The organism is Lentzea kentuckyensis (genome assembly GCF_002150765.1).
Lineage (GTDB): Bacteria > Actinomycetota > Actinomycetes > Mycobacteriales > Pseudonocardiaceae > Lentzea > Lentzea kentuckyensis.
In genome coordinates, this window is the sequence record NZ_MUYM01000081.1 from 1 (window position 1) to 23,961 (window position 23,961).

At 66.0% G+C, this 23,961-nt stretch carries 17 protein-coding genes; 14 read left to right on the forward strand and 3 right to left on the reverse strand.

Annotation, left to right across the window (positions count from 1 at the left end):
• Positions 1-813: hypothetical protein (locus B0F77_RS33615; RefSeq protein ID WP_211294177.1), on the forward strand; the 813-nt coding region annotated here is incomplete at its 5' end.
• A 73-nt stretch (positions 814-886) separates the two neighbouring features.
• Positions 887-1,702, forward strand: coding sequence for a hypothetical protein (locus B0F77_RS33620; RefSeq protein ID WP_086667058.1), 816 nt, complete (start codon positions 887-889; stop codon positions 1,700-1,702).
• A 381-nt stretch (positions 1,703-2,083) separates the two neighbouring features.
• On the opposite strand, the gene B0F77_RS48170 is transcribed toward B0F77_RS33620, so the two are convergent.
• Positions 2,084-2,224 carry a hypothetical protein gene (locus tag B0F77_RS48170; RefSeq protein ID WP_158102890.1) on the reverse strand — a complete coding sequence of 47 codons (141 nt, stop codon included), beginning with the start codon at positions 2,222-2,224 and terminating at the stop codon, positions 2,084-2,086.
• A 145-nt stretch (positions 2,225-2,369) separates the two neighbouring features.
• Between B0F77_RS48170 and B0F77_RS33625 the strand changes: the two genes are divergently transcribed.
• The 10 genes from B0F77_RS33625 (at position 2,370) to B0F77_RS33670 (ending at position 10,928) form a co-directional block, all read left to right on the forward strand.
• Positions 2,370-3,248: a DNA-processing protein DprA gene (locus B0F77_RS33625; RefSeq protein WP_211294178.1), complete on the forward strand. Its 879-nt coding sequence runs from the start codon at positions 2,370-2,372 to the stop codon at positions 3,246-3,248.
• On the forward strand, positions 3,245-4,042 hold the full coding sequence (locus B0F77_RS33630) for a M48 family metallopeptidase (RefSeq protein WP_086667060.1): 798 nt from the start codon (positions 3,245-3,247) through the stop codon (positions 4,040-4,042). Before B0F77_RS33625 ends, B0F77_RS33630 begins: the two co-directional genes overlap by 4 nt.
• Before the next feature lie 57 nt (positions 4,043-4,099).
• Positions 4,100-4,942: a deazapurine DNA modification protein DpdA family protein gene (locus B0F77_RS33635; RefSeq protein WP_425435757.1), complete on the forward strand. Its 843-nt coding sequence runs from the start codon at positions 4,100-4,102 to the stop codon at positions 4,940-4,942.
• Positions 4,943-5,046: 104 nt separating this feature from the next.
• Positions 5,047-6,969: a ParB/RepB/Spo0J family partition protein gene (locus tag B0F77_RS33640; RefSeq protein ID WP_086667062.1), complete on the forward strand. Its 1,923-nt coding sequence runs from the start codon at positions 5,047-5,049 to the stop codon at positions 6,967-6,969.
• 86 nt (positions 6,970-7,055) lie between these two features.
• Entirely contained in the window at positions 7,056-7,811 is a 756-nt protein-coding gene (locus B0F77_RS33645) for a hypothetical protein (RefSeq protein ID WP_086667063.1), read from the forward strand.
• Positions 7,812-7,865: 54 nt separating this feature from the next.
• Positions 7,866-8,396, forward strand: a complete 531-nt coding sequence (locus tag B0F77_RS33650; RefSeq protein WP_143467017.1) for a hypothetical protein — start codon at positions 7,866-7,868, stop codon at positions 8,394-8,396.
• Between the two features lie 39 nt (positions 8,397-8,435).
• Positions 8,436-8,777 carry a hypothetical protein gene (locus tag B0F77_RS49275; protein ID WP_211294179.1) on the forward strand — a complete coding sequence of 114 codons (342 nt, stop codon included), beginning with the start codon at positions 8,436-8,438 and terminating at the stop codon, positions 8,775-8,777.
• Positions 8,778-8,854: 77 nt separating this feature from the next.
• Entirely contained in the window at positions 8,855-9,073 is a 219-nt protein-coding gene (locus tag B0F77_RS33660) for a hypothetical protein (RefSeq protein ID WP_086667066.1), read from the forward strand.
• A gap of 327 nt (positions 9,074-9,400) precedes the next feature.
• Positions 9,401-9,874, forward strand: coding sequence for a single-stranded DNA-binding protein (locus B0F77_RS33665; protein ID WP_086667067.1), 474 nt, complete (start codon positions 9,401-9,403; stop codon positions 9,872-9,874).
• A gap of 625 nt (positions 9,875-10,499) precedes the next feature.
• On the forward strand, positions 10,500-10,928 hold the full coding sequence (locus B0F77_RS33670; protein ID WP_086667068.1) for a hypothetical protein: 429 nt from the start codon (positions 10,500-10,502) through the stop codon (positions 10,926-10,928).
• On the opposite strand, the gene B0F77_RS33675 is transcribed toward B0F77_RS33670, so the two are convergent.
• A complete protein-coding gene (locus B0F77_RS33675) occupies positions 10,925-11,410 on the reverse strand; it encodes a hypothetical protein (RefSeq protein WP_143467018.1) in 486 nt (161 codons plus the stop codon). The two genes, B0F77_RS33670 and B0F77_RS33675, sit on opposite strands and share 4 nt — an antisense overlap.
• Before the next feature lie 804 nt (positions 11,411-12,214).
• Here B0F77_RS33675 and B0F77_RS33680 point away from each other — a divergent pair.
• A complete protein-coding gene (locus B0F77_RS33680) occupies positions 12,215-13,234 on the forward strand; it encodes a hypothetical protein (protein ID WP_143467019.1) in 1,020 nt (339 codons plus the stop codon).
• A gap of 282 nt (positions 13,235-13,516) precedes the next feature.
• Positions 13,517-18,379, forward strand: coding sequence for a MobF family relaxase (gene mobF / locus B0F77_RS33685; protein WP_158102892.1), 4,863 nt, complete (start codon positions 13,517-13,519; stop codon positions 18,377-18,379).
• 183 nt (positions 18,380-18,562) lie between these two features.
• On the opposite strand, the gene B0F77_RS33690 is transcribed toward mobF, so the two are convergent.
• Entirely contained in the window at positions 18,563-23,839 is a 5,277-nt protein-coding gene (locus B0F77_RS33690) for an ATP-binding protein (protein ID WP_143467020.1), read from the reverse strand.
• Positions 23,840-23,961: the final 122 nt, after the last annotated feature.

Below are 23,961 nucleotides of genomic sequence, written 5' to 3' on the forward strand. Positions count from 1 at the left end.
CGCGCCGACTCGTTCGAGATGGTCAACCGAGCGCAAGCCGCCAGCCTTCTGGAGCTGGCCGCGCTCTCCGCGGAGCTTCGGTGCCAGGTTGCCGACCTGGCTGACAACGCCTTGAGCTCGGAACCCGTTCCCCTGCAACGTCTGCGCAACGTCACAGGTCGCATGAACGGGTTGACACAGACGCTGAGCAGAGCCGCGCACGGCTACACCGGCGCCCGGACCACCGACATGCTGTACCGGACCGTCGACGACGATCTCCGGTCCCACAACTGGACGCCTCGACCTGATCAGGGCCTCCAGGGAGCCCTGCCACCGATCCCGATCTCAGAGATCGGCGACGGCGTCCGAGGCTTCACCCGCGGCTGGCACCGCGGACCCCAATGGATCACGTTGTGGTTCACCAGTCCGACGACGATCGCCTACGCGGACAGCAGCGATCATGGCCGCCTGCCAGACGTCGACGCCGTACATGCGGTGATCACCTCTTCTCGCTCCTTGTCCGCGTCAGCGTTGGCCGAGTGGGCGGCTGCATGCCAGCAGGCCCACATCACTCCGTTCGACGCGCCCTACAGCCGAGTGTTCGAGCATCTCCGCGCCGGCCCTTGGTTCGAGATCGAGGTCGACCGATGCGACGAGTACGGGGTGCGGACACCCGGCGGTCTCGGCAACACCTCCGAGTGGGCGAGCCCGAGCGATCCCGACTTCAGGCTCTACGCCTGGGGAATCGGCGATGAGCCCGCTCACGTCCGCTACTGGGCCGGCCCCGTGGTCGACATGGCCCATCTGGTCCAGGTCACCGGCGAATACCGCTGACGCTTCCCGTTCCAGGCGCCTCCAGCTCGAGCTGGCGGTTCCGCACCCCTCACGAAGGTCGAGGCGAACAACCATGCCCATCAACAACCTGGCGAAGGCTTCTCCGAACGAGATCGATGCCGAACTCGCCCGCCTGAACGTGGAACTCACCAAGGCGGAGCAGACCCTCGTGGCGCTCAGGAAGCGTCGTCGAGATCGCATCGAACGCGGCGAAGTCGATCTGGCGGACGAATTGGTAGTCCAGATCGAGCAGGCGTGTTCTGCTGCCGACGCGTGCGAAGCCGCGGCAATGCCCTTTGAGCAGGAGTTCACACGGCGCGGTGGTTGGACGCGCGCCTGGCTCGTGCTCAACACCGGCGGGCACGTGCATCGCACCACCGCCTGTCGAACCTGCTTCCCCACCACGAAGTTCGCGTGGCTCACGCATCTGTCCGGACGCGACGAGGTGGAGATCGTCGATCTGGCCGGCAAGGCCGCCTGCACCGAGTGCTACCCGAGCGCACCGGTCGAGGTCCGAAACCAACCTAGCCGAATCAAGACCTCTGAGCAGCTCGCACAGAGCGCCGGGCGAGAGCAACGGGCACGTGCAAAAGCTGCGAAGGCAATCTCCTCCCCTGATGGAACTCCTTTGCGCACCAAGCACTGTGGACTGATCGAGACCGAGTTCACCGCCCGACGCTCGTACGCCGACTTGCTGAGCTACGCCAGGTACTTGACGCGGCAGAACGTGGTCTTCCACCGCGCCAGCATCGCCGAGCACCAGGAAGACGCACGACTCATCCTCGCCGCGCTGTCGGCAAAGCACGGCCGCACCGAAGACGACCTGCGTGAGGAGCTCGCGCCCAAGGTCGAAGCCAAGTGGACGCGCGAGCACAGCAAGTGGGGATGACGACCCAGCCCTGATGTCTCTCTCACGTGAAGCCCGAAGGAAGGTCCAATGTGTACACAACAGTGGGCTGCCATCCCAGTGTTTCCGTCATGCCCTGAATGCGGCGGCGACCTGCAGCTTCGTCCGGAGGAAGACCTCCGGTACGTCTACTGCGTTCGCGGCACCTGCCCCTTCAACGGAGACAGCGCAGGCGATGTCGTCATCCAACACCTCCAACCTGACGCGGGCTGGCCCCGCCCAGAGATGGAAGGCCGCAAGGTCCCCTGGGTCACACCGGTCATCGGTGACCGAGTCGCCTGGGCAGCACTCAACGGGGCACGTGTCCGTGAGGCGCTGCGGCATTGGCTTTGTCAGGTCTGCGGTGAGTCGTTGGACCGGCGATCACGAGCGTGGGTTGCGGTTTTCGAAGGTGTCGTTGCTGAGGGCGGCGCGATGCACAAGCGGTGCTTTGCCTTCTCGGCAGCCGCGTGCCCTGCTCTTCGCAAGGAGCGTGCGCGCACCGTTGTCGTCGAGGTTCGTCACGGTGACCAGCGCAACGACTGGGAGGCGGTCATCGGACGCCTTGTCGCCCAATGCGTGTCACACGGTCAACTGCCGGATTTTCTTCCCCTCTAGGAAGTTTCTGTCGCTTCACCCTCGCGATCAGGCCGCTGACAAGGAGCCGATCATGTCCTCAGATGCAGAGCTTCGCGCTCGTCTCTACTTGTTGCGCGTCTCAGAACGTCCAGCACCGGCACTGCAGCAATACGTCGCTGTTCACGGTCCGGTGGAAGCTGTCGTTCAGATCCGGGAGGGAACTGCACCAGCGGCAGTTCTCGGCGAGATCCGTCGGTCCGACATCGAGATCGACGACGACCTGGACGCCATCGAGCGCGGCGAGGCGCGTCTTCTCACACCGGAACACGACGACTGGCCGTTCGGCCGCTTCAGCGGGCTCACAGCCCGCGGAGCGCCGCTCGCGTTGTGGCTCAAGGGAAAAGGATCGTTGGCCGACATCACGAAGCGAGCCGTGACGGTGACCGGCTCACGCGCTGCGTCGGCCTACGGTCAGTCCGTCGCCGAAGAGTTCGGCAACGGATTCGCACGTGAAGCCGTGACCGTCGTCAGCTGCGGTTCCTACGGAATCGGCAGCGCGGCGATCCGCGGAGCCCTTGCGGCTGGAGGCCGGGCGGTTGTCGTGCTCGCCAACGGAGTCGACCTGGCTCATCCACGCCCGCACACCAGTCTGTACCGAGCAGTGATCGACGATGGCGGGTTGCTGGTCAGCGTGTATCCGTTCGGGGCTACGCCGGCACGTCACCGATTCCACGCGCGTTGCCGTCTGCTTGCGGCGCTGACCGGCGCGACGGTTGTCGTAGAAGCGGGAAGGAGAAGCGGATCGTTCGCGGTGGTGGGCGTCGCCAACGAGCTCGGCCGACGCTCCTACGGCGTACCTGGGTCGATCTATTCCGCCAGCTCCCAAGGCGTCCACGAGCTGCTTCGAACCGGCGCGGCAACTCTCGCCACGTCTGTCGAACACATCGCCTACGAGGACGGTCTGCAATGACCGACGCCGGCCACCTTCTCGCTGCTCTGGGCTCGCTCGGACTACCCAGCGAGTGGCGCACGACAGTGGTGCTCCGTCCACAGAGCCGCCTGATCACGATCAAGATCAGGTCAAATGGTGCTGTCGCCGTCCTGGTACCGACCGCGGCCACCACGGAGCGAGTGGTGAAGTTCGTCAGTGATCGTCGCTCCTGGATCAATCAGCAGCGCGAACGCTTCGAGCTCTGCGCGCCCAGGTATCCCGCCAAAGCACTCGTCGACGGCGAACCCTTCGACCTTCTCGGTCACCGCTACCTGCTCCGCCTCGTCACGACACCACCCGGCGACGTCGACAAGCTTCCCGCAATCGCCGGGGACGGCATCCTCTACGCGAAGCGTCAACGTCCCGACGTCGCTCGTCGTGCGATCGCGGGGCTCTATCGCGATGTCGGCCTCGAATGGATGCGACAGGAAGGCCGTCCGTACGAAGTAGACGGTGGGATATCCGGACTCTCCTACGCCGTGCGCGACCTCGGCCGAAAGCGCTGGGGCATCTACGAAGGTCCGGACAAGCACCTCGTAACGATGCACTGGACGGCGTTCGCCCTCCCGATGCCGCTTGTCGAGTACGTGTTCGTCCACGAGCTGGCCCACGCCACTCAGCCCACCGGGCGCGCTCATGGTCCGCAGTGGCGGCAACGACTGCGCCTCTGGATGCCCGACTGGCGCCGACGACACGCCGATCTCCTCGGGATGTGCCGCCGCGCCTGGTTCGGCGATTGCAGGTCTGGCGACACCCCGAAGCCGCCGCTGTAGAACGGACGGTGCTCGGTGATCACGCGTCCGCCACGGCCTCGCGCCCAGTGGCCAGCGATGCGGGATCTCACTCCGGTGCCTTGGACGCGGTCCCGGATCGCGCGAGATCCAGCACGCCGGACGACTTTCTACCTCGGGACGCACCGTCCGTGGTGGCTGGCCCACAGCCCGGTACCTCTGTGCGTCTCCGCGCACACGCTGGCCACCTATGTTCCTGGCGGCCGCGGGATGCCTGTCGCCGGCGTGCCTTACATCATCGACAGCGGCGCCTACACCGAGATCCGGGACCACGGCACGTGGCGGTGGGACGAGGACCAGTACGGCGGCATGGTCTACCGCTTGATGGACGAGATCGGGACCCCGGACTTCGTGGCTCCGCTCGACAGACCGGCCGAACCTGAGGTTCTCGCCCGCGCCGGCACGACGACCCTCGATCACCAGGAATGCACGCTGGAGTCCTATCTGTACCTGGCGCGCGAGTTCCCCGCGGCGCCCTGGCTGCCTGTGCTCCAAGGCTGGACTCTGGAGGAGTACGAGCGGCACGACGCCATGTACCGCAAAGCCGGGATCAACCTGGCCGCGCAGCAACGGGTAGGACTCGGGTCGATCTGTCGGCGCGGTTCAGTCCAGCCCGTCGGCGCGATCGCCGAGCGATTCGCCCGCCGCGGCTATCGGCTGCACGGCTTCGGGTTGAAGACCACTGCACTCCGTGCCAACGCACACCACTTCGCATCCGCGGACAGCATGGCATGGAGTGATCAGGCTCGGCGCACCCGATTGCGGCTGCCTGGCTGCCAGCACGCCGGTATCTGCAACAACTGCCCTCGCTGGGCTCTGACCTGGCGAGAGACAGTCGTCACCGCTATTCGCGACTCCGAGCGGCGCAACTTCTCGCACTGAGCAAGCCCGTCGCTTCCGCTCCAGAAATCCACCTTCGTCCCGGCGCATCACACATTCGCGCCGGGGCTTTGCCATGCCGTCAACTCTGAAGAGAGGCCGTCGCCATGAGGAAGCTCCGCATCAAGAGCAACACGAGCCCCGAACAGGTCGTCACCCTGACCGCCGCGGATCAGGCTCGCCGCTATCCGTACGTCATGCACGGCGTCGATCCGCGGACGCTGCGCACGAACCAGAACTCCCGTCGGACGCGGGATGTGCGCGAGGAGCGATCTGATCTGGTGTCCGCGGTCGAACAGTTCGGACTGGACACGCGAATCTCGATGATCACCGTCGCTGACGAGCCGGAAGGCCTCACCGTGCTCGTCGGCCACCACCGCCATGCCGCCGCAGTAGCAGTGAAGGAGGACAAGAAACCCGATCTGCTCATCGACGTCCTGGTCCACGCGCCCGGCACCACTCCGCTGGACCTGACAGTCGCCCAGGCCATCGAGAACATGAACCGCCAGAGCTACACCCAGGACGAGGAGGTCGCTCTCTACCTGAAGCTCGAGGGACTCGGTATGGACGCTGGTGCCATCGCCAAGGTCCTGCCCCGCGAGACCGATCAGGTGGAGGCCGGTCTGGCCGTGGCCGCCACCACGCGGACCCGTGCGGCCGTCGCCGAGCTGCCGGAGGTCGACCTGCTCGTCCTGTCCGAGCTTGCCGAGTTCGAGGACGACGAAGCACTGCACGCGCTGCTCGTCGAGGTCCTGCGCTCCAGGCCTGGCACCTTCGCCTGGGAACTCAAGCAGGCGCGCAACGCGAGGGAGCGCAAGGCGAACGAACAAGCCGTCCGCGACGAAGCCATCCGCGAGTTCACCGACAAGGGCTACGCGATCCTCGACGAGGACGACCAGCTCCCCGACACCATCGAGGAACTCGAGAAGCTTTGCGCTGCAGCTGACACAGCGCCGATCGACCCCGCCCAGCACGCTGAGTGCCCTGGCCGTGCGGTCCACCTCTGGGTCACCTACCAGCTCGACGTGCGGGCGACCGAGTACTGCGTCGACTTCGCCTCCCACGGACATCGCACCATCGCATCAGTCGTGATCTCCTCCGCGGAGGAGAAGCTGCGCGACGCGGGCGTGCTACTCGTCGACTGCGAAGGTGACAACGTTGTCGAGCTGGAGCGCCTCTTCCACGACGCCGACAGCAACCACGCGTTCACCAGCGAGGAGCACGAGAACTGCCCCGGCCACGCCGCCTACGTCGACGACGACCTGCACGGAAATGAGGCCGACATCCGCTTCGTTTGCACCGACTACATCTCCAACGGCCACGTTCTGGACCGCGCTCTACCAGAGGAGCCGAGTCGCAGCGCATCGTGGAAAGCCTTGGAGGTCAAGCGTGCGAAGTGCAACAACGACCTCTGGGAGGCCGCTGAGCCAGTCCGGAGGGATTGGCTCAAGGAGTACTTCAAGCCGTGGCGGAGCGGCAAGGTCGCCGCAAGCCACAACGGCAAAGCCGCATCTAAGCCAGCAGCCACGCGGGCAGTCAAGGGCGTCGGTGTGAGGACGTCGAAGGACCAGGGCAAGCGGGCTCCCAAGTTCGATCTGGCTCCCAAGGTTCGGCATCTGCTCACGCGCGCGACCGTGCAGGCGACCCAAGTCATGAAGGAGGCTTCGCCGTCGCACCGCTACGCGTGCGAACTCCTCGGTCTCACGGACCCGACCGGGACCAGCAACGCCGAGCATCCGATCGTGAAGGAGCTGCGCAAGCAGACCGTCGGCGAGGACCAGATCACGATCATCCAACTCGCCCAGCTCCTCGGTGCTTGCGAGGAGTACTTCAACCACGGCTACACCGTCAGGGATGCCAACACCACCTGGCGCCAGCAGATCGAGGACGTCCGCTTCTACTTCGAAGCGCTGAAGGCGCTCGGCTATCGCGGCTCCCACGTCGAGCAGTTGGTCCTCAACCCCGAGCTGGACAACGAGAAGTGGCCTCACCTCGCCGGCGACACCGCCGGCCTCGACGAGGCGGCCTAGCAGTCCATCTCACCCCTGTCAGGCCCCGAGCTGCCATCCCGGCGGCTCGGGGCCTTCTCGTTACCACACACGGAGAGGACCAACCCGTGTCCACGCTGGATCCTGCGACTGTCGAACTCACCTTCACCAACGGCTTCCGCCATCTCGTCCCGGCCTTCCTCGCCGCCCGTGTGCGGGGCATCGACTCAGACGGAGATCTGCTGGTGCCGCTCTGCGACCGGCCGTCGATGCTCCGCGACGACCACACGGAGTACCTCGTACCTCTCACACCTTGTTGCCGAGCCACAGGCAAAGGTGCCGAGTGCAGCACCGGCGTGGTCTGCCGCAGCTGTTTCGAGGAGGTCGGCATCAAGTACGGCCTTGACGGCCAGATCGTCGCTGAGGTCTCCCTGATGACACCAGTCAAGTCAGGACCTCTAGCTGTACGAGTTGCCGTCGTACGACCAGGCAGCACGAACGCGTACGTCGTGACCAAAGAGATTCACGTGGGAGCGCGTCTGCCGGGCGGCCTGCTGATCACTGCGATCGAACCCGCGCTCAGTATCGACACCTGCTATGACTGCGCCCACGTCTTCAACGAAGGTGCGCCTGCAGTGCATGTCGTCCAAGACGAGGAAGCTCTTGCGGCACAACGCGATGTTCTGCATCTGCATTGCGCGCAGATCCGCAGCGCGGACTCCCTTCGCTATGTGGTTGCCGAACAACACACGGCCACCTTCGCCGCGCTGCGGCAGTCCGTCGAGAGGCTGACCCAGTCGACCCACCGCAGTAGCAAGATCAGGAACGCCATCAACGACCTGTCAACGGCATTCGACGCCTACAGCGCGTTGTTCGAGAACTGATGCACCGCACGTTTTCGGTCGCCAGCTCCCAGCACTCGTTCTCCACCTTGCCTGGTGGCAGTTCACGTCAGTTCTCGCGACGACCCGTCAGAAGGGATCTGTCCGATGGAGTTTCCCAAAGCTGCAGCGCTCACCGCCGAGGACATCTCTGCGCTCATGTCATCCGACGCGGTCACCTTCCTGTTCGTTGCCCGAGCCGGCACTGCAGTCGCACGAGCCACCAAGACCTGCGAGGAGCTAGACAACCGCACCATCGCGTGCGGCGTCGAGATCGTCGGGTTCCAGCTAGAGCGGCCCTTCGACGTCGAGTGGAACGAGCATGCAGCCGTCACCACGGTGTGTCGAGCCCGGCTGTTCCAGTCGGACCTGTCTTGGTCGACCGTCCTGAACTTGCTGCGGCCGGGCGATCGCCTCACACAACGATGGCTCGCCGACGCTCGCAACGACACCCTGCACGACGCCGGCCTCACGGTCGACGAGCTCGCGATCGAAGTCGGTCGTGGCGGTCCGCCGTTGGTCTTCCACGTGCTCAGCCATGTCACCACACCCGACGACCCATGCCGGTTGGTCCTGCGCCGCACGTGATCGCCTCCGGAAACGAACCTCATGGCCAGGGAGAGCAGCATGTCCGAGCCTTCCACCTCCACTCCCGAAACCGGCGTCAATCCCCCGACGCAGGACTATTCACGCGGCGAGTCCCCGGATCGTTCGTTGCTCTCTGCGGTGACCACCCTCGGCGATCTCCGGGCGCTTCTCCCGATCCTGAACAGCGACCGTGCGATGTTCGCGGCGGCCGGCGTGATCGCCCACGCCGCGTGCTCCGGCCAGTTCGACAACGAGGAGCTCACCGTCGTGGTGACCGATCTCTGCGCAGACCTGTTGCACCTGGTCGATGCCCTGGGCATCGACCACGCCGAGCTTGCTGCCGACAGCCAGTCCTACTACTTGGACGAGCTCGGCCGCTGATCCGCAACGCTCCCAACCGAACGTCCGCCTCCTCCCACGATCGGAGTCGGCTTCAACCGCAGAATGAGGATCACGTCGTGACCAGCTCTCCGATGCTGCTCTACGACCCACTCCAGGTGTGGTCACAGGTCTTCAGCAACCCAACGCTCGCCGCGGCACTAGCCGACGTCTTCTCCTGCATCGAGATCAACGTCATGGCCGGGCTGCTCGACGAAGCGGGCGAGCGTCATGCCTCGCGACGCTGGCTGTCCCGCCACCTCGCAGAGTGCCTCACGCCCGAACGGCACCTGAACTGACGCACATAGGAACCCTCTGCCCGGCGCACGGCCGACCAAAAGCACGGGGCAAGTTGAGGAGTGAGGGTGAGCAAGGTCCACCCGAGGGACCTGTCGATCTGCGCCGACGCTATCAGCTCGTTCCAGGTCCGCGCCGATGAACCCGGCCCGAAAAGCACGGGCCGGAACCCCCGCCGCCCCCTGCGGGGCCTTCCACGACCTGAGCTCCGAGACGCAGATCGACAGCCCCCTCGGGCGAACCCACTCGAAGTAATGCCAGCGGGTGGGCGGATTCGAGAACCGGGGAGGTCGGGATCCGATCACCGAATCTGACAAGGAGTTCTCGTCATGGCTGGAGAGACCACCATCACCGTCGTCGGCAACCTCACCGCGGACCCGGAGTTCCAATTCATCCAGAGCGGTGCCGCGGTGGCGTCCTTCACGGTCGCGTCCACGCCCCGCACCTTCGACAAGCAGTCGGGCGAGTGGAAGGACGGCGAAGCGCTGTTCCTGCGGTGCAACGTGTGGCGGCAGGTCGCCGAGAACGTGGCCGAGTCGCTCACCCGCGGTTCACGAGTGCTCGTCTCCGGACGGTTGCGCCAGCGTTCCTTCGAAACGAAGGAAGGCGAGAAGCGCACTGTCGTGGAGCTTGAGGTCGACGAGATCGGCCCCTCGCTGCGCTACGCGACCGCGAAGGTCAACAGGGTCAGCCGTGGAGACGGCGGCCGGCCCGTTCAGCACGCCCCCGTGCCAGCCCAGGATCCGTGGAACGAGGCACCGCACGCCAACGCTCGTGGCTTCGTCGGCGAGCCCGCGTTCTGACCCCTACACGGAGCGGGCCCGGATGCACAGCGTCCGGGCCCGCTCCGGCTGCGGTGGCCGATGAGGGCGCCCGACATCACCCACCTCGCCGTCCTTCACCAGTTCTCTCCGGCCGATCAGCGGCGCGCGTCCATCCACCTAGGACGCTGCAGCCCGATCCCCCTTGGCCGGACGCACCCGCCGCGCCCCAAGCGGGTTGCGTCCGGCCAAGGTCGGCCGCTCCGTCCTGCACCCGATGAACCTCAATGCTCTCCGGCCGAGCTGAGGCGCGTGCTGCCACCCCACAGCACAGCTGCCCGCTCGCCCTCGGCCAGGCGTGTGCGAGACCCCGCATCGCCACGCCTGGCCAGGGTTGTCCGGCTATCCACCACAGAGATCCAGGATGGGCTCCTCCACTGTGGACGAGCTTGGAGGTGCGCCCCGACGAAAGAGGTCTGTCGTGCAGAAGCAGACAAGCGATCGGAGGCTCGGCACGCCGACATGTTCCAGGTCGAATTCTCACCCGATCGTGGGACAAGGCCAAGGAAGAGAACCCGCCTCAGCACACGAAGTCAGCACGACCGCTCGTCCACTCCATCACCGGTTCCGCGGACCGCACCGCCGACGTGCTCTACCCTCAAATCACATGAGGATCACCGCGCTGGTCGTGTTCCTGCGTCTCATCGGCGCTGGCGGAGTCGGCGCCTACGTCGGCGCCGCGGCCTCCGGTTTGATCGCCGTACTGACCGGCAAGGTGTTCGCACCAGGTAGCCCTTGGACGACTGGGCTGCCGTTCCTGGTCGTGATCGGCGCGGTGCTCACCATGGGCATCGCGCGGCTGACGCGTGCTTGGTTCCTGTCGGCTGTCGCGACCTGGCGCATTCTGTGGGGTGCTGCGGCCGGAGCGGTACTCCTACCGCTGGCGGTCGCCGTCGGAGAACTCGGAGATCTCGCCCCCATAGCGGTCGGCCTCATGGCCGTCGGCTGGGTGACCACCGTCGTCCTCTGGATTCAGTGGTTCCGTCGACGTTCCAGCCACGCCCGCCGACAGACCGCCACCGAACGAGCGAGCTAGGCGAGCGTCGCCGCTGCGGCCGGGTCCGCCGGGCCAGGTGCCAGGCCTGTCAGGACAGGAGGCTCGCCGGCTTCGACGGTGGACTTCCGCTCGTCCCTGCCTGCCGCGATCAGTCGCCGAGCCGTCTTCTCGTCCACTCCGAACAACGTGGCGATCTGCTCGCCTGTTCGGTCTGCCTCGGCGGCGGCCAGCGCTGCGCGGCCCTGCTCGGCCCGGTGCTGCTCAACCACGACGTCGCGCCGTTCGTGAAGTCGTGCGATCGCCAGCTCATGAGGAGCCGTACGTCGTTCACACTCCTGCTCCGCCTCAGCGATCTTCTCGTCGGCCAGGAAGTACACCTCGAGAGCAGAGTCGACATTCCGCTCGTTCTCGCGCTGCTGTGCAAGCTGTTCTACGTGCCGCTCGCGCGCCGCAGCCAGTCGCCTGCTGACCATGGTCGACCGGCGTGCCCGACGCCTGCCTCCGGCTCCAGATGCAGCCATGCCCTTCTCCCTCCCGATCCGTCTTTAGATCCAAGCGAACGACACGGTGAGAAGAACGTCAACGAAAACCGGCCCAGATCGGTTGTTTCGCCGACACCCAGGGGAACACGGCGACAGACCGAGCCATCGAACAGCGAAGGCGTGCCGACCCAATGGACCGGCACGCCTTCGTGCGTCGTCGCATAAGCCCGCGAGGGGCTCACCGCACAACGCGGATCTCGCCAGAAACTGCGACGACAAGTTGCCAGCGCACAGGACTCAGTAAGACCCGAACCGGCATCGCAGAGTCTAGCGGGTCTGTGACCGCGGAATGTGCTGAGGCCAGCCGCCGCAGGCGTCACGACCGCCGCGGGCAAAGCCGCCGTGACGCGACTCCGAACTCTCCAAGCCGCCCAGCTGCGCCTCAACCTGCCTGCGGTGAGTGGTCACCTGAGCCCCCCTGCCCTCAATCATCTTATGCCGTGCCAGCCGCATCAAGGCACCCCAAAAACATTTTGCCTCCGCAAGCTCCGTCAAAATCTTTTTCGGGACCCACCTTGACCCGGCCGTCACACCACAAGGACCGGCAGGGACAGGGGGAGCGGGGAGGAATGGGCGGCATTTCAACAATTGAGCTGCCGCGCTCAAAGCGTTGACCAGCAGATATCTTGCAAATCGCGCGCCCGTGAATATGCAGATACACCCCATCGTGCTACTTCAATTTCTTGCGAAGCGCCCTATTCGGTCACTAGGATCAGAATTGCAATAAAGAAGCGCCGGGAACGCCAGACCCGGTGAAGCACAAAATCAGTAGTGGGGTAATCCATGTCTGCAGATATTTCTGTTCCAGAGACCATTTCCGAGCTTGCCGAGCTGGTCAGGTCAGGCAACATCCGCGCAGCCCGCAAGCTCGGGCGGAAGTTGCTCAAGGTCGCGCCCACGCGGACGCTGTGGGTGATCGCGCGCATCGCCAACGAGCTGGACGAGCGCCCGCACACCGCCCTCGCGTTCATCAACCACCTGTTGGAGACCGCCCCGAGCGAGGAAGACCGTGCGATCGTCGCGGCATGCTTGCCCGAGCCGGGCGAGACGCGCCGGACCGTTGAACGGAGCTCCCAGCGCGCGCCGCACTGGAACAGCACCAACAAGCACGAAGCGCCGCGCGATCTGAAGACCGAGCAGCGGAACGAGCTGCGCCGCAAAGCTCGTTCCCGTCAGGAACAGGCCGACGCCGCCGGGTTCGCTCGCTACCGCGTCGACAGCGCCGGAGTTGCGGACGGGGATCAGGTGCCGGACCGCCACGACCGTGCGGCCGCCGAGCAGGTCTACGCCTCAGGGTTTGACTACGACCGCGCGGCGTTGTACGCCACTGAGGTGCCGTTCGCGTGCCTCGCGTGCGGGATCTGCCGAGGACGCTATGACCTGAACGGAGCGCGCGTCCAAGCCGGACATGGTGACGACATGCTGTGTGGCGAATGCCGTGCGGCGGGTTGCGCAGGTCTCCCGGAGTTGGTGGTTGGCCACAGCCTTGCAGACCTTGTGACGGCCCGTTGCTCGTTCGTCTGGGCGAAGCACGGCGACGTTGTCGCCCGTGCACTACTGCGCTCCGACTGGCGCCACGCCCCTACGGATGCCGTGCGCGAGATCATCACGGACTACGCACGCGCTTACCTTTCAGCCGAACCTCCCACCGAAGCACGGCAGGACGTCGCCGAACTCAGCGACTGTGTGACGTGCGGAGTCCAGCGCGAACCCAACGACACCAACGCACCTGCCGCCGACGATGGCCAGTGCGCCGCGTGTCGAGAGCTGGCCGCCGAACTGGACGAGCTGGCCGCCGCGTAGAGGTCTCAACGCACGGCCGCGTTCCCAAAGCCCCCGGTTTCCGCCGGGGGCTTTCGCATGCGCACCGCCCCAGTGCCCAGCTATCCAGCCCCCTTTCCGTGCTCCGTCGAGCCGTCCCCGCCGCGCCAGCCGCTCCCCCGTCGCCGTCCGCTGCCCCGCCGGCACACAGCACCTCTTGCACTGTGAGTGCTCCACGGTTTTGAATCGATAAACCACCGAGTTTTGCACGCTATTGGCGCGCGTGCTGGACGTCCTTTCACGACCGAGTTTGAGCTGGTGGTTGTGATCGGCGTGCGCAAGCTCTCGCCCGGTGGGCACCAGTACCTCACCGGCTCGGTGGCTTGTGCGGACCGCGGTCTGGAGGCCGGCGAGTCACTGTCGGACTACTACTTGGCGCACGGCTACCCACCTGGCGAATGGTTCGGGCGCGGCGCAGCCGTTCTGAACATGCACGGCGAAGTCACGGCCGCACAGATGAACGCGCTGTTCGGCGAAGGCCGCCACCCGGACGCAGACCGCATCCAGGCGGAGATGATCGCCCTCGGTCACACCGAGGCGGAAGCCTTGTCCGCCACCAAACTCGGCTACCGATTCCCGCAGTACGACGGCGCGGATCGGTTGCGCGGCAAAGTCATCGAGGCCTACAAGCGACACAACCTCGACAACAACCTGCCGCCAGGCGCTCCGATCGATGACGCCACACGCGCGGACCTTCGTCGCCTCGTCCTGTCACAGGCTTACGCCGAGGAACACGAAGGCCAGCTCCCTTCAGAGGACGAGCTGACCAAGTGGCTCGCCGCTCAGAAGAAGGCCATGAAGTCGGCCGTCAGCGGCGTAGAGCTCGTTTGCGCGCCTCCAAAATCCGTCAGCGTCGCCTGGGCGCTCTCAGACAAACGCACCCGCGAGCTCATCGTGAGTCTGCATCGCCAAGCCGTGCGCGACACCCTCACCTACCTCGAGAACACCGTCGCGTACACCCGCAAGGGTGCAGGTGGGTACACGCAGCACGACGTGAAGGGGATCGCCGCAGCAATCTTCGAGCACTGGGACTCCCGCGCGGCCGACCCGCATCTGCACACCCACGTGCTGATCAGCACGAAGGTGCAGAGCCCGGATGGACGTTGGACTTCATTGGACGGTCGCACCGTCCTCGCCGCTGCAGTCACGTTGTCGGAGTACTACAACAGCCGTGTTCGCGACCTCTGCCGCGAACACGGTGCCTCGTGGACCGAACGCCCCTCTGGTGGCATTGATGCGAAGCGGCCGACGTGGGAACTGGACGGTGTGCCCGCCGCTCTGCTGACCGGCTTCTCTCAGCGCGCGGCCCAGGTCGAGCAGGACCGCGCCCGTCGAATCGTTGAATTCCGCCAACAGCACGGCCGAGAGCCTTCTCCCAAGGAGGTTCTCGAGATCTCCAAGCGTGCCCAGTACGGGACCCGAAGCAACAAGCAGGCGCCGCGGTCACTGGCCGAACACCTCCACCGCTGGCGTCTCCAGGCAGAGAAAATGGTCCCCGAGCAGGTGATCGATGCACTGGGGCAACGAGTGTTCGGCGGCCACGCCGACAACATCTCGGACTTCAACCTGCACGAGGTCGCCAAGGCAACGCTCGCAGTTGTCTCCGACCAGCGCTGTCACTTCAACACCTGGAACATCGAAGCCGAAGCACATCGCCAGACCGCACACCTACGTGTCGCGGACGGTGGCCGCGACCAGTTGATCGCCGATGTCGTGCGTACGGTGCTGCAATCGCCTGACCTCGTGTCGCTGGAAGCGCCATCGCTCGTCGCCGAACCGAATGCCCTGCGGCGACGTTCCGGCGAATCGGTCTTCGTCGAGCACAACAGCCAGCGGTTCACGACCGGCCGAACCTTGCGCGAGGAGTCCGCCCTTGCGACCTGGGGTGACCTCACCAACGGCAGTCGTCTTCGCCCCGAGACTGTCGCCAACGCGATTTCTGAAGGGGGTTCGCTCAACCCCGGCCAGCGCGCAGCTGTCGCCTCGTTCGCGAAGTCTGGGCGCCGAGTGCAGCTGCTCTACGCCCCAGCCGGAGCCGGCAAGACCACTGCAATGCGGGTCTACGCCAACGCCGTGCGCGCGGAAGGTGGCCGGGTGTACGCGTTCGGGCCGAGCGCACGGGCCGCGCACGTGCTCGCCGACGCGATCGACGCTCGCCCGCACACCCTCCACCAGGTCACCTTCGCGCAGAAGATAGGCGTTGCGGAGAAAGCCTTTCCGTTCCGCCGCGGCGATGTGCTCATCATCGATGAGGTCTCGATGGCGGGCACCCACACGTTGCACGACGTCGTCGCCTTTGCCCTGCGCCGCGGAGCGGATGTCAGATTGGTCGGTGACGACAAGCAGCTCGCAGCAGTGGAAGCCGGTGGCGCGGTCCGCTGGTTCGCACACGTCCACGGCGCCGTGCGGCTCAAGGAGGTCGTGAGGTTCCGCGATCCCGGCCAGCGGGCCGCATCGCTCGCACTCCATGACGCTGATCCCGCCGGCCTCGACTACTACTTCGACCAAGGCTGGATCTCTGACGGCAGCCGCGAAACGATCCGAGACGCCGCACACCGTGCCTGGCGCAACGACCTCGACGCCGGCCACCAGTCTCTGCTGATCGTCCCGACCAACGACGACGTGACCGCGCTTAACCTCGAAGCCCGAGCGCTGCGCATGCTCCGCGGAGATGTGAGCGACAAGGGTCGGGCCGCACAACTTCACGACGGCACCCACGCCAGCGCCGGCGACTGGGTAGTCACCCGTCGCAACGACCGGCTCCGGACGTTGTTCGGCGGCAAGGACTTCATCAAGAACGGCGACACGTGGGACGTCGTCAAGGTACGTCGCGACGGTGCGCTGAAACTGCGGCACCAGGTCAGCCGCGGCACCGTGGTGGTGCCCTGCAGCTACGTCACCGAGGAGGTCGAGCTGGGCTACGCGGCCACGATCAACCGCGTCCAGGGCATGACAAGCCGCGGTTCCGCGCATGCGATCGCCACCCACGGCATCTCTCGTGAACAGCTCTACACCCTCGCCACTCGCGCCGTGAACGACAACCGCATCTACGTCGAGACCCACCAGCACACCATCGACTCACACCAGGAGACGCCGCTCGACCGGACCGCACGTGGCGTGCTGGAGGCCGCGCTCACCCGTTCATCGGCCGAGACTGCCGCCAACGAGGAGCTGCGCAACGCCCTAGCGGCGGCCGAGTCGTTGAGCACGTTGGTCGGCCGTCACGACTACGTCGCACTGCTGGGCGTCGACGAGCAGGTTGAGGCGGTGCTCGCCGACCAGGTTCCTGAGCTGCTCGACCGTCCGGCCATCCCGGTGCTGCGCCAGACCCTCCGCACAGCCGAAGCCCTCGGCTGGCAGTCCGGACCATTGCTCGCGTCCGCTCTCTCGGCCGGCCCACTCGACACCGAGGACGTCGAGGATCCAGCGGCTGTGCTCCAGTGGCGTGTAAAGCAACGGCTGCTGGACAGCGACCCGCCCGCGCGGGTCTCCGCTCCGACCTTGGCCGACACGAACCGGTGGCGCAGCATCATCGAGCAGCATGCCCCTGCGGCCGCTGTCGAGGACAACATCTGGGAACCGGTGTGGCACCTTGCAGCCGCAGCGTCCGTGGAGGGCCTCGACGCCGACACCGCGATCGCCGACACCGCCCGCTGGCTTGCCGCACGGCCAACGGCTGATCCTCTGCCTGACCACCGGTTCGCCGCCGATGCCTTGCAGGCTGCGCTCCTAAAACAGCGCGACGAGGGCGGCGGGTGGCGCTCTGTGCTGCCATGGCTCGCGCATCCGAACCACCAGCAACTCCGCGATACCCCAGAGCTGTTCGACTATCTGCTGGGCCTGAACGAGGCGATGGGCGCGCGTGTCGAGGAGTTGCGAACGCTCGTCGTCGCTGACGAGCCGGCATGGGCAGCCGGACTAGGACCGCGCCCCCACCACGATCCCGCTGCTGCCGAACTGTGGGACGAGCTGGCGGGGCTGGGCGCGGCCTACCGGAACACTTACAACGTCACTACCAACGAGCCCCTTCGCCCACTAGGCGCAGAGCCCAAAGGCGACGGTCCACGCGCACGTGCGTGGCAAGACCTGATCGTCCGGTGGACGCCGCCGTCCACAAGCGACACCTCACACCCTGACCGCACCAAGACCAACCGACCCAGCACCTTGGACAGGATGCGTGACGCGATCGACCCGGACGAACTGCTAGCTGTAATCGCTGCCGACGAAAACACTTCCTCACAGCCCTTCGAGGACTTGCACGACCTCGTGCGCCGCTACGAACGGAGTGCACGAGCAGCCGACGAACAGCACCTCGAAACCCAGATCACTCACGTCCTCGCCGCCCGCGCCCCCTCTGCGCTCGGGCAAGACGCCGAACCTGCACTGCGCTGGCTCCTACACCTTGCGCACAGCTGGGGTTGGACCATCGAGCAGGCAGTCCCTGACAGCGACAGCCTCTCCGGCCTCGATGGCGCACGCGATCCGGCCGCCGTGCTCTACCGACGGGTCGAACAGCGCATCCAACGTGCCGCCGCGCCAGGCGAACCGGAGCGGCCCCGCGGCCCACTCCCCTGGCTCGACGCCGCGGATCCAGCTGCGCTCACCGACCGACCCGAACTGGCAGAGCACCTCGACCAGCTCGCCCGGGCGATCACCGAGCGCGCGGCCCAGCTGCGCCAGGACGTCGCTGAGTCGCAGCCGCGTTGGTCTAGCGGTCTCGGCCCGCGTCCCATCGACTCGACCGCCGCATCCCGGTGGGACGACCTGGCCGCAAGCGCTGCGGCCTACCGCGAGGCATACCGCATCACGACCAACAACCCAGACGTCCCGCTTGGGCCACAGCCCCGCAGGGACGACTCCCGTAGCCGAGCCTGGAACAAACTCAACGAACAGTGGAGGCCAGTCGTGACCACACCTGAAGATCAGTTCTCGTCGAACGAACGCCGGATCGCAGCTCTGCGCGACGAAGTGATCGAACGAGCCGGAGATCTCCGCGACAACGTCGAGGTAATCGAGGCAAGGCTAGAAGACGCGCTTTCGGCGTGCACCGATGCCGCGCACCACCGCTACGACGAGGCGGAGGACGTCGACGAACGGTGCGACCTCAAGTCCAGAATGGACCATTAAGCCAACAGCATTTGTGTCTATGTGATTTATGCGTGCAACGCCAGTGTTCTCCTGGGACGGTATCGCGAACAGCTCGGTGGCGTGGACGATTGGCGCGCGTTCCGGAGGTCGTGTCGGAAAGTGATCAGTCCCGGCAACGCGCCGGACTGATCAAGGTATGTCGCGGTCAGTGTTGTCGCGGCCCTACTCGTCTAGTTGCTGGATCCTTACCGCGGCTCGATCACCAGCACCAGCCAGACCGTCGATAATGCGGTGGTAGCGGCTTGGGGTATCCCCCAGGGCCACGCCCGTGCTGCGAAGCCCCATAACCCATTCCTCAAGCAGCCACAGGTGGTTGGCAATGAGGTCGTAGCGGCCGTCGATGATCGATTCGATCCAGGTCAGCGCGGTGGTCGTCTGCCACCGCACGGGTGCGCTCTTGGCGAATTTGATCACGGCGTCGACGGCTTTGGGGTTGCGTCGGCCGAGGTGCAGCCACCGGTCGGCGAGTGTGCCGAGTGCGTCTGGCTGAATCCAGTTTTGGCGGCAGCGGGTGAGAGTGCTGTCGATGTCGGGGTCCCAGGACCTCGGGTTCGGGGTGGGCAGCAGCGCTGCGACCATGTAGTCGAAATCGTGATGCTGGGAGCGCAGAGCAGTGCCGTCGACGACGGAGTCGAGGGCGATTTGCAGTGCCCAGGGCCAAAAGTCAACCATGGACCGCCGGAGCTCCTCGCGGTAGGTGAAGACAGTTGCAAAGCCGTCAAAGAGTTTGTGAAGGGCGTCGCTGTCGGTCGCGTAGCTCGTAATGTGCGCTTCGATGGGGCCACGGTCACCTTCGAGCGCGACGGTGATCATTCGCTGGGCGATCGGTTCGTGAGTGATGTGCACGTGATGGTCGTAGCCGTTGTTCCACCAGTGGGCGAGGCCTCTGAGGTGGGCTTCCCATAGTGGACCCCGCAGCTCAGCGATGGCACTGTGCAGGCAGGGAACGTGGCGGGCGTCGACCATGCACGTCAGCGGCATGCGCAGGCGGTTGACCAGAAGCGCGTTGTCGGCGACGGCCGCCAGGGACTCGTGTACTGGTGCCGGTAGCGGATCGGGTCGCCGCTGATGGGTCTGCTGGTCCGGCGGTCCGAGTCTGCTGTCGATCAGGCCCGCTGTAGCGGCGGCCCACACTGGTGCGTGCCGGCGGCAGCGGTCCGTGCCAGTGGCGGCGTCGCCGCCGAGGTCGTTGTTGATGTCGCACGCCGCGGCCCACACCGGCTCGCAGCCCAGTGCGTAAATCGCACGCACCTCGTCGAACGGGCTGGTGGCCAGGGAGTGCAGGCACTCCTGGATGCGCGACAGGTCCAGGCCAAGTTCGTCGAACGGCGCGAGCACAAGCAGAGGCGCGCATGCCGCTGCGGCGCGGTCAGCGCCCATGGCGAACATTGACCCGCTGTAACCCGTGTCGTTGCCGTGGGGATTGTCGGCGGCCCAGATCACCGCATCGACGGCCCACTCAAGATCAGCGGGCGTCACCGTTGCCAGGTCCAGCGCGTGGGCTCGCACGGCGGCTGCGGCCACGGCGACGAGGGCGTTCTCCGGCCAGGGCATGCCGGTAGGCGGGTGCTCGTTTTCGGCGATCGCGCGTGCGGCGGCGAGGTCGTCGGCGAGGGTGTCGACAGGCCAGTGTGCGGGATTGTCGTTGTGCCGGCCGTAGCGGTTCTGCAGTCCGTACAAGGTATTGGTCGTGTCCAACTCCGCAGTGCGGGGTGCGAGGACGTTCTCAAGCCGTTCGGGTCGTTCGAACTCGATGCGCAGGTGGTCGCCGTCTCGGCTCATCCGGTAGTTGTCGATGCGGAACTGTTCAGCCCAGCTCTCGATGACCGCGAGGTGATCGCGGTTGTCAACGGCGGAGCCGCCGAGTTCAGCGCGGGCGGTGGCGATGAGGCTGTCGCCGATTGCCTGGAGCTGAGCCAGACGGTCGTCGTCGCCGGCGAGCCTGGCGTTGATGACCATCGTGCCCACGGTCTGCTGGAAGGTCTGCCGACGCCGCTCGGACCCGGTCAGCTTGTCGGCGTCAGCGTCGCGTACGCGAAATCCGTAGTCGCTGCTGACGCGGGCGTGCTCGAGATGCCAGACGTCCGGGGACGCCAGGAACGGATCGAGCAGCGCGCCGGTGATGTGTGGGTGCCGGGTCAGCGCGCCAACTAGCAGCGCGGGCATCGCGAGATTGTGGCAGTCGCGGAGCAAGACCTCGACAAGCCTCTGCGCGGGAAAGTCCAGTTGCTCGAGCATGTAGTCGACGAACCGTTCCAGCGCGAGCAGCGCGCTCATGCACGCATACGGACCGACACTGGTGCCGCGGTACCACGCCCACACGTGGCTGTCGCCGACATAGAGGCGGTCACCGATTCCCGGCACATCAAGGTGTACACCCTCGAGGTCACCCGCGCCGGTTTCACTGGCAGGGGCACGCCGACCCGTGAGCTTCTGCACGCGAACGCTGGCGGCGTGGTCGAGCATCCTATTGATGAAGCCTATGGTGTGCATGGGATTGGTGTGCAGCAGGCGGAAGAACGGACCGTAGAACCATGCGGCCCGAGGCACACCGAATCCCGGGGTGAGACCGTGCTTGAAGTCGCGGATGCCGTCGTCGAAGTCGTGACCTCCCCAGCGATCGTGCACAGCCTTTTTGATGTAGTAGGCCTCGGCGAGATCGAGCAGCAACGTGGGTCGGGTCGCCGACATGCTGACCGCGACGTGGACCGACTCCACAGCGGCATTGAGGTGTCCTGGGCTGTCGTTGGCGACCTCACGCAGATACGCCTCCGCCCGGTCGTCCGCATCGGGCCCCAGGCACGCCAACGCTTCGATCGCGAAGTCGTCGTAGAGGGCAGGGTCGCCGTCAAGAATGACGTCACAGATCTCACGGCGCAGAGCATGCGGCTGTACGTGTGTGGCGGCCATGCCTCGCAGCCAGGCCAGCACCAGGTCCTGGATGACCTGGTGGACGGTGCGATGACCCGACCGTGGCTGGCCCTCGATCACAGGTCGTTCGCAGAACATGACCTTCACCAGTGGTGCGAGCGCGAACGCGTCGCCAACCTTGCCGCTGATGTAGCGGGTCTCGGCCAGACGCAGCAGCGTCATCAACCCGACGCCATCGTTCTCGGTCAGAGTGCCCCACAGCCTGCGGACGGTCTCATCGGCGTCGCCGAGCGTCAGAAGGGCTTCGTAGGGCACTTCCCGCCACCGCTCCCCCTCGGTGGCGGCGATCTCGCTGAAACTGGCCGATAGGCGTGCCCAGGCGTGGGGGTTGCTCCGGTCGAGCAGGGCAGCCTGGCAGCCCAGACGGGCCGCGCGGATCGACCAGCGCGGGGCGCCGGCCACGGCCAGCGGCTGCCACCCCTGTGTGATGAACAGCCGACAGAGCGCGAAATCGCGGAATAGGTCCGTTGCGAACTCATCACCGGGTGAGAGAGCGGGATTGTGGGGCACCCGCAGCACGCCGTCCGAGCGCAGCTCGGCCGAGCCGGTACCCGCAGGTGCAACGGCGTCGATGCCGAGGGTGCGCCTGGCCACGCTCAGAGCCGCTTGTTCTCGGTCGTGGGGGGAAGCACCGCCCGGCGCATGGATTTCATCGCGCCGGATGAGGCTGCGCCACACCGCGGAGAACACATCCGCCTCGCACAGCAGATCGGCGGGATCAAGGACCGCGCCGGTCCTGAGCAGTACGTCGACAAGGCCAGGCCGCCCCAGCAGCCATTTGGCACGTGGATCACTGCCCAGCCTGGCCAGTGCGGTGAACGTGGTCGTGAGGCCGTCGCGCTCGTCGTCGGACAAGGGGCCCACCACATGTTCGGCCGCAGCACGACCCGATCCGGCCAGTTCTATGCCGTGCGTCAGCTCGTCGCAGACTTGGCGTGAACCGTCAGTGCGCGTCACGGCCACGACACCGAAGCCAGCTCTCAGCGCGGCGGCGGCAACGGTGCGAAACACCTGACCTTTGCCTTCCAGGACCGACTCCGCGCCGTCGATGAGCACAATTCGGACGGGCCGCACTCGCCCCGCCGCCAGAACATCGTCGACGGCGTGCCCGCCCCACTGGCTCTCCAGTTCCGCCACGGCGTGAGGCAGATCGCGCAGGCTCAGACTGCACACAGCCGCGCCCTGCTCCTCGAGCTCCTCCAACGCCCGCAACGACAACGCGGACTTGCCGACGTCGGGGTCACCGGTGACCACCACCGCGCCGGTGGACGTGCCCACCGACCGCATGGCCTCCACCAGGCGGGCGCGTTCGCCGGAGCGCTGCAGCTCCAGCGACTGCGAAGCCGAACGCAACAACGGGCGGATCGACTCGCGCAACCGTATACCGAGCCGGTCGATCATCTCCCAGGCGCGCGCGAATCGGGCGGAATGTGACAGCGGGAAGTCGGTCAAGGCGCGGCGGATCACCGACTGCGTCAGCACTGCCGCTTGTGGTGCCCACACCCCCACTTGATCTTCGAGCCGTGAGAACAGCGCGTCCGCGGTGGCGGGCGTGCCGTTGTGCAGCATTCGCTGCAGTGCAGTGACCGCTGCGGCGCGGTCGGCCCGGTCCGTCCGCTCCAGGCGCAAGCTCCGTATGCTCAGGCCGAACAACAGCCGCCAGGTCAGCTCCTGTGCACTCAGCCCACTGGCCGAGTCCAGCTTCTCCGCTGCTTTCTCGACCAGAGCCGTGATGTGTTCGAGCCGGTTGCGCAGCTCGGCGTTGGTTCGCCCTGGCTCGCTCACGCGACTGGCAAGCGCCTGCGCGCTAGGAAGACTCTCGGCGAGTGCTGCCAGCTCGGCCAGCTGCGCTATCGCGTTGGCGTTAGTGGACACCGCGAGCACGATCCGCCATCGCCCCGACGACACCTCGGACCAGTGCTCGGTGACGATCACCAGGAAATCCCGGATCAAGGGCACCGACTTTTTGTCGCTGGTGGTCAAGGCGGGGTTTCTGCGTACCGCGATCGACGAGCGATGCGTTCCGCCATGGTTGTCGCGGCCTTCCAGAACGATGTCATCGACAGTGCTGACGTCACTGGCCTGCAGACGAATCGTGTCGGCCGACAGGGCACCGCCCAGTTCCTGCGATGCCTCACCGGCCAAGAACCCAGCGATCAGGCACGCCGCATAGGAATGTTCGAGACGGACGCCTCCGCCGCCTGTGGAGTACGGGCTCGAACCTGTCTCAGACTCCTCGTCGGCAAGCGAGTTCTCTGCCAGCCAGGCGCTGATCGACGGGTGAGAGACAACGAGCCGCCACAGGGTCGAGCGCCCCGACTTCGTCGAGGTGGCGAACCCAGCGTTGGACAGAGTCGAGAGTGCATCGTTCGCCGTGGTCGGAGACACCTTCAGCGCGCCAGCGATCTTGCGGCCCGAGAGGGGCTCGGGGCTCTCGGCGAGCGTCTTTAGGGCCCCGTATGCGGTATCGCTGAGTGTCGCCTGCAGGGTCTCCGCCGCTGTTGCCATGGCGCGAACCCTACCGGTCTATGTCCAGAATTTCTGGACATAGACCGGTAGGGTTCGCGTGTCGCTACAGGACCGAGAACGACGTCACGCGGCGCTCCTGATCTTCGTACGGTGACAACGCC